Consider the following 7,287-nt stretch of genomic DNA (forward strand, 5'->3'; position numbering starts at 1 on the left):
CGCTCGGTGCGCTGGGCGCCGTGGTGCTCGCCGACACCCGGCGGCTCGACGCCTCCTTCGCCTCGGTGGACTTCTTCGAGGAGCGCAACATCCCCTTCGCGGTCGGCGTCAACTGCTTCGACGGCAGGCGGGACTGCACGAGCCGGCAGGTACGTGAGGCCCTCGCCCTCGAACCCACCACGCCGGTCATCCTGTGCGACGTGCGCGATCGAGAGTCCAGCAAGTCGGTGCTCCTCGCCCTGCTGGAAGCGGCGAGGGCACAGGCCGCCGCCCGCCTGGTGCCGATGGCCGGCCGCTGACCGTCGAACGGTCGGCGGCCGGCCCGGCGGCTCAGCCCTCCGCGGCGGCCACGGGCTCGTCGTCGAACTCCCAGGAGTCACGCTTGAACTCGCGGAGGAAGTCCGGGTGGTCCTCCCAGTTCCTCGCGATGCGCCGCAGCACGTCCCAGTTGTGGGCCAGCGCCTGGTCGGCGATGTGCCGGATCTCCCCGTCGGCATGATCGCGCTGCTCGAAGACCCCCTCCACCGCCGAGGCGGCGAGCACGGTGGCGCGAAGGGCGCGCAGGGCACGAGAGGTGTCGTCCATCCCGAAGCCGTGCGTGCTGCCCGTCGCCGCGTCGAAGAGCGGGGTGAGCCGCGCCTCCACGAACGCCGTGATCCGCCGGAAGTGCTGAGGGTCCATCAAAGCTCCGTCTCCTGCCGTGCCGGTCACCGGGCACGGCATCAAGGGTGAACGCGGTCGTCCTGGGCGAGCCGGTCCCTCGGACCGGCACCGCCGCAGGATAGCCGCAGTCCTCCCGCCCCGGTTCGCCCCCCGGAATGGGGTACTCCGGCTGCTTCCGGGCGCCGACCCAGGGCCGTCGGTTGCCGAGGCGCCGGCCGCGCCGCCCGCCGAACAGATCCGCCTCCAGGTGGCCGCCGTGGCGAGCGGATCCTGGCGCGTGTCACCCCGCTGTTGGAGGTCGTTCGTTCCTCCGCCGCGACCGATTCCGAGATCACCGATCTGTGGCGTACCGACATCGGCCGGCGCCACATCGTGCAGCTCCGGTTCGCCGATGCGCTCGACACCAAGGGCTCGCTGCCGGCCGGGGACCGACGCGGCCAGGGCCGCCGACATCGCCCTGGCCGTGCCGGCGCCCGAGACCTGTCACCTTCTCGTCCACGAGCGCGGATGGTCCGCGGACGCCTGGCAGGGGTGGGCCGCCGATGCCCTGGTCCGCCGGCTCCTCGTCCGCTGACGCCGGCCTCGCGCGTCGCGGGATGCAGGGACTCGGTCATTCCAGGAGTGCGGCGGCCTGCCGGCGCGCCTCCCGCAGCCACGTGGCGCGGGACGTGGCGGTGGAATCGGTCACCGTGCGGAAGACGACGCGTCGCACGTCGTCGACTCCGACGTAGGGCAGGACACAGGCGGACCAGATCCGTTCCAACGGGTCCCCGAACTCGTCCTGTTCACGGTCGGCGGGGGTGTCGGAGGTGTTCAGCACGAGGGCACGGCCCGCCGTCAGCAGCCCCGCCGGCTCGCCGTCCGCGGACGCGAGCTTGTACGCCACGCCGGGAGCGAGGACGCGCTGCACCCATCCCGTGAGAACAGCGGGTGGCATGCCCCACCAGTTGGGGTGCACGAAGACCAGGGCATCGAGCGTGGCCACCTCCGCCCGATGGAGGGCCACCTGCGCGTCGACCGGCGAGGTGGCCGAAGCGACCGTCCCGGTCTCGTCCGGGGCGAGTACGGGCGAAAACCCCTCGGCGCACAGGTCGTGCGCGAGCACCTCGCATCCGCGCCCGCGCAGTTCCTCCACCACGGCATCGAACACGGCGTGGTTGAAACTGCCGGGCCGTGGGTGAGCGAGATAGACCCCTGCGCGCATGGTTCCCCTGTCGTGGACATCGTCGTAACCGGTCGAGGCGGTTCGGGCGCCGAGGTCCGGAGGTACGTCGTGCTCCCGCAACCGGCCGGCCCTGGGGCCGACGATACGTCAACCCCCCGCTTGGGCCTCGGCGTTCCAGTCGGTCCCAATCCGTCGCACCAAGCCGTCCACGCCGCGCCTCAGGACGGACGGGCCATCACGTACGTGCGGTCGGTCGCCGCCTCCTCCGGGTAGCAGGCCCGCTCCAGCGTCGCCTCGACGGCGAAGCCGGCCTCTCGAAGCGCCGCCGTGACCGTCTCGTTGGCGAAGAAGTGGAAATCCACGTCCACTTCATGGCCCCACCACTCGGCGAAGTGCCGGACCTCCGCGCCGCGATGGAAGGCGACCAGCAGCAGACCGGAGGGTTTCAGCACGCGGCGCATCTCCTCGAAGGCCGGGCGCAGTTCGGTGGGCTGCAGGTGGATGACGGAGTACAGCGCGACGGCCGCGCCGAATTCGCCGTCCGCGGCGGGAAGACGCAGAAGGTCGCCCTCGCGGAACTCCGTCCCCGGGTGCTCGCGGCGGGCGACCGAGACCATCGCGGGGGAGAGGTCGATCCCGACCGGCCGGACTCCGTGGTCCGTGAGCCATGCCGCCACGTGTCCGGGACCGCAGCCCAGGTCCGCGACCGGCGCACCGGGTCCCGCCTCCTCGGCGACGGCGGCCAGGAGCGCCCGGTCCAAGGGCTTGTGGGCGAGCTCGCCCCCGATCCGCGTCCGGTACTCCTCGGCCACCGTGTCGTAACTCCGGCGCACCCGCTCGTGATTGCTCGCGCTGACCATGCCCTCAGGATCGCACGGCACCGCCCCGAGGCCGGACTGCGGCGAGCTACCACAGTCGCGAGACGGTGAGGGGAGAACGGGGCCACGCCGACCGGATCGCGTGCCCGAGGAGCCGATTTCGGCCAACGATCCGCTGTATGCGCATCGGCGGACAACCTCCGACCCGTCACCTCCCTCTCACAGCGCACACACAACATCGCGACCTCATCGCCAGGCCCGGGACCGGCCCATGCAGCTCCGGCCGCCCGGCCGGCCCAGCGCGATGGATCGTCCACCGTCCCGCACGCACGTCCGAGACTCAAGAACGAGGAATGATGACCCGAACCCCCCAGGCACGCCTCAGGCGTCCGGCGATCGCCGGTGCCGCCGCGATCGCCGTCGTCGCCGGCGTCGTCGCCGCCGCGCCCGACGGGAAGCAGGCGCAGGCCGCCCAGCCCGCACCGAAGCTCAGCCTCATCGCCGCGTCCACGTCCGTGACCCTCGACTCGTGGAAGGAGGAGCCGGGCGTCTACCTCGACCTCGGGACCTACCTCACCGCCGAGAACGGCCCTCTCGAGCTCAAGGTGACCCGCAAGTCCTACAAGGACCCCGTGGTCGCCACGCAGATCATCCGCGACGGCAAGTCGACCCGGACGAAGACGCTTCCCGCGGGCCTGGTGAAGGACTTCTCGGGACTGCCGGGATTCGCCGAGATCACGGTCGCCGACGCGGCAGGCAGGACGGTGCTCAAGAAGACGGAGCCCTTCTGCCCGAACAACGCCTCCGGCCGGGTACGCCCCGACGCGCCGTCCACGTCGCACTACCCCCAGAGCTGCCCGGTCAACCCGTTCACCCTCGGCTCGGTGTGGGGGATAGAGAAGGGCTGGGCCTCCAACACGTATTCGGGCTACTACTCCGAGAAGGCCGACCTGCCCGCCGGGAAGTACACCGCCAAGGTGTCCGTCGCCAAGCGCTACCGCGACCACTTCGGCATCGCCGACAAGCCTCAGACGATCAAGCTCACGGTGCGCGAGCGCAGCTGGGACGAGGGCGGGGGCGCGGCGCGGGCCGCGGAGCACGGGTCCCACGCGGCCGGGCACGCCCACCACCAGGGGCAGCGCACCGCCCCGCCGGCGGCCCCGACGAGCGGTGCCGGTCCGTCGTACAACGTGGGACACGGCCCCTACCCGCCGGCACCTCCCGCCCTTCCGTGGGCGCTGAAGAAGGTCGGGATCGCCGCGGCGAGGGTGGGCGACGGCACGGGGCAGACCGACGGTTCGCGCCGCGCGCCCGCCCTGAAGCCGAACGCGCAGCGGCCCACGGGCCGCGCCGCCGTCCCCGACGTCCCCAAGCCCGACCTGCGGTCGCTGCCTGCCTACGGCATCACCATCAGCGACGGGGGCGACGACGTTCCCGGCAAGGACTACCTCGCCTTCAGCGCCAACGTGTGGAACGCGGGCCCCGCCCAGCTGGTCGTGGACGGCTTCCGCTCTCCCGGCAAGAAGCTGATGGACGCCTACCAGTACTTCTACGACGCCAAGGGCAAGCAGGTCGGATACACGCCGACCGGCACCATGGAGTGGGACCCCCGCCCCGGTCACGAGCACTGGCACTTCACCGACTTCGCCAGCTACCGGCTCCTCAAGGCGGACAAGAAGGAGGCGGTGCGCAGCGGCAAGGAGGCGTTCTGCCTGGCCAACACGGACGCCGTGGACTACACGGTGAAGAACGCCAACTGGCACCCGGAGAACACCGACCTCTCCACCGCCTGCGGACAGGAGAACTCGATCTCCGTCCGTGAGGTCCTCGACGTCGGCTCCGGTGACACCTACAGCCAGGACCTGCCCGGCCAGTCCTTCGACATCACCGGCCTGCCGAACGGCACCTACTACATCCAGGTGCTGGCCAACCCGGAGAAGAGGCTGAAGGAGACCAACCTGAACAACAACAGCGCACTCCGCAAGGTCGTTCTGGGCGGCGTGCCCGGCGCCCGCACGGTCAAGGTGCCCGCGCACGACCTCGTCGACGCCAACTGACCCCTCGTCACCAGGCCCCGACCGCAAGGCGGTCGGGGCCTTCGCGTGCCCGGAGCAGGTGAGGCACGGGCGGGCGCGGCGCAACAGGCTCGGGCGAATAATCGGATGCCCTGCCCCGGCAGGCTTTCTACACTCGCTTTTGCACGCTGCCGATCACCGCAGCGCATGCGTGGTCGACGAGTGAGACGAATGAGGGGAGCCCGGCAATGTGTCACCGCACCGCTGTCGCAGTTCCCCGGTCCCGGTTCGACGTGATCCTGGTGTCTTCGTGCGCCCAGTGCCGGCTGCGCGGCCGCCACTGGATGTCCGTGACGAACTCCTGACCCACCGTTGCCCGGTGCGCCACCGCACGGCCGGCGCCGTGCCGTCGAGCCGTGCCAGGAGATTCCGCCGGGCCCGAGCACGGGCCCGCTTCGTCCGGAAATCGCGCTGCCCTGTGAACTCCAGATCACCACGAAAGGCCTCGGGCCGTGCGTACCACCCCGCAACGTCATGCGAGCAACCAGCCGACCGGCGTCCGGAACCTGGGCATCCTCGCCCATGTCGATGCCGGCAAGACCACCGTCACCGAACGGATCCTCTACCTGACCGGAACCACCCACAAGCGCGGCGAGGTCCACGACGGGACCACCGTCACCGACTTCGACCCCCAGGAGCGCGACCGTGGCATCACCATCTTCGCCGCTGCCGTCAGCTGCGTCTGGCAGGGGCACCGCGTCAATGTGATCGACACGCCGGGCCACGTCGACTTCTCCGACGAGGTGGAGCGCTCGCTGCGGGTGCTCGACGGTGCGATCGCGGTGTTCGACGCGGTCGCAGGTGTCGAGCCGCAGAGCGAGTCGGTGTGGCGGCAGGCCGACCGGCACGCGGTGCCGCGCATCGCCTTCGTCAACAAGCTGGACCGCGCGGGCGCCGACCTGGACACCGCGGTCGCGTCGATCCGGGAGCGACTGCACACGGTCCCGCTCGTCGCCCAGCTGCCGATCGGACGGGAGGACGAGTTCACCGGCGTGGTGGACCTGGTGCGCATGCGCGCACTCGTGTGGGGCACAGGACGCGACACCGTCGAGGAAGGTCCCGTGCCCGACGCCCTGCGGGACGAGGCGCTGCGGCGCCGCGCCCTCCTGGAGGAGGCGGTGGCGGACATGCACCCGGGCGCGCTGGAGGAGTTCTGCGGCGAGGGGACTCTGTCCGCGGCGACACTGCGGTCGGCTCTGCGCGATCTGACGCTGGCCGGTGAGGGCGTGGTCGTGCTGTGCGGTTCCGCCTACCGGAACCGGGGGATCGAGCCGCTGCTCGAGGCCGTCGTCGCCTACCTGCCGTCGCCCGTGGACGTTCCGGCGGTGCGCGGCACCCACGACGGAGCGGTCGAGGAGCGCGCGGCCGATCCCGACGCACCGTTCGCGGCCCTGGTCTTCAAGGTGAACTCGACCGCGACGGGACGCCTGACCTACCTGCGCGTGTACGCGGGAACGATCCGGAAGGGGGACACGGTGCTCGACGCGGGCGCGCGCCGCAGCGAGCGGATCGGCCGCATCCTGAGGGTGCAGGCCGACCGGCACGCCGAGGTGGACCACGCGGTGGCCGGGGACATCGTCGCGGTGATCGGGATGAAGTCCGCTCGTGCAGGGGCCACTCTGTGCGCACCGGCGGCGCCGCTGGTCCTCGAACCGCCGACCGTGGCCGATCCCGTCGTCTCGGTGGCGGTCGAGGCCCGCAGCAGCCTCGACACCGACCGGTTGGCCTCGGCACTGGCCCGTCTGGTCGAAGAGGATCCCTCGCTGGCGGTGCGGGCCGATCCCGAGACCGGCCAGACCGTGCTGTCGGGCATGGGCGAGCTGCACCTGGAGGTGGCGGTGGAGAAGATCCGCCGGGCCCACGGGCTGGAGGTCGGCGTGGGGCGGCCGCAGGTGGCCTACCGCGAGACGGTCGCCCGCGGTGTCTCGGGCCTGGTGCACCGGCACGTCAAACAGGACGGAGGGGCGGGCCAGTTCGCCCATGTCGTCCTCGATGTGGCGGCGGCGACGCCGGACGACCCGTCCGGCGGCGCCGGGCACCTGGTGTTCCGCTCGACGGTCACCGGCGGACGGGTGCCGCAGGAGTACATCCGCGCGGTGGAGGCCGGCTGCCGGGACGCCCTGGCCGAAGGCCCCCTCGGCGGACACCCGGTGACCGGAGTGCAGGTCACGCTCACGGACGGAGCCACCCATCCCAAGGACTCCTCGGAGATGGCGTTCCGCACGGCCGGCAGACTCGCGCTCCGCGAGGCGCTGCGCGCGAGCGTGATGGCGCTTCTGGAACCGGTGGTCGAGGTCACGGCCACCGTGCCCGACGACGCCGTGGGCGGTGTGCTCGGTGACCTGGCGGCACGGCGCGGCCGGGTGTCGGGCCAGACCGCCCGGGCCGGCACAGCGGTGATCACCGCGACCGTGCCGCTGGCCGAACTGTTCGGCTACGCGACCCGGCTGCGCAGCCGTACCCAGGGCCGCGGGACCTTCACGACCCGGGCCGTCGGGTACGCCGTCGTGCCGGCGGCGGTGACCGAGGGAGTGCTGTCGGCCTAGGGTCTTTCGTTTGGATCAGG

Annotated in this window: 6 protein-coding genes and 1 pseudogene; 4 read left to right on the top strand and 3 right to left on the bottom strand. The window is 71.8% G+C overall.

Features of this window, described 5'->3' with window-relative positions; genetic code table 11:
* Positions 1-299: pseudogene (locus HW130_RS33590) on the top strand (ATP-binding protein); the annotation flags it as partial.
* Between the two features lie 31 nt (positions 300-330).
* On the opposite strand, the gene HW130_RS33595 reads toward HW130_RS33590, so the two are convergent.
* Entirely contained in the window at positions 331-681 is a 351-nt protein-coding gene (locus tag HW130_RS33595) for a hypothetical protein (RefSeq protein ID WP_177153566.1), read from the bottom strand.
* Between the two features lie 373 nt (positions 682-1,054).
* On the opposite strand from HW130_RS33595, the gene HW130_RS33600 reads away from it, so the two are divergent.
* A complete protein-coding gene (locus tag HW130_RS33600; RefSeq protein WP_177153567.1) occupies positions 1,055-1,237 on the top strand; it encodes a hypothetical protein in 183 nt (60 codons plus the stop codon).
* A gap of 36 nt (positions 1,238-1,273) precedes the next feature.
* On the opposite strand, the gene HW130_RS33605 is transcribed toward HW130_RS33600, so the two are convergent.
* Together HW130_RS33605 and HW130_RS33610 are read right to left on the bottom strand one after the other, a co-directional pair.
* Positions 1,274-1,867 (bottom strand): NAD(P)H-dependent oxidoreductase, encoded by a 594-nt coding sequence (locus HW130_RS33605; protein ID WP_177153568.1) that lies wholly within the window; start codon positions 1,865-1,867, stop codon positions 1,274-1,276.
* Positions 1,868-2,046: 179 nt separating this feature from the next.
* On the bottom strand, positions 2,047-2,688 hold the full coding sequence (locus HW130_RS33610; protein WP_177153569.1) for a class I SAM-dependent methyltransferase: 642 nt from the start codon (positions 2,686-2,688) through the stop codon (positions 2,047-2,049).
* Positions 2,689-2,999: 311 nt separating this feature from the next.
* Between HW130_RS33610 and HW130_RS33615 the strand changes: the two genes are divergently transcribed.
* The gene (locus HW130_RS33615; RefSeq protein WP_177153570.1) at positions 3,000-4,703 is read left to right on the top strand and encodes a lysyl oxidase family protein; all 1,704 of its coding nucleotides are present in this window, start codon (positions 3,000-3,002) and stop codon (positions 4,701-4,703) included.
* A gap of 470 nt (positions 4,704-5,173) precedes the next feature.
* Positions 5,174-7,267, top strand: coding sequence for an elongation factor G (gene fusA / locus HW130_RS33620; RefSeq protein ID WP_177153571.1), 2,094 nt, complete (start codon positions 5,174-5,176; stop codon positions 7,265-7,267).
* Positions 7,268-7,287: the final 20 nt, after the last annotated feature.

It is taken from the genome of Streptomyces sp. PKU-EA00015 (assembly GCF_013387495.1).
Taxonomy (GTDB): domain Bacteria; phylum Actinomycetota; class Actinomycetes; order Streptomycetales; family Streptomycetaceae; genus Streptomyces.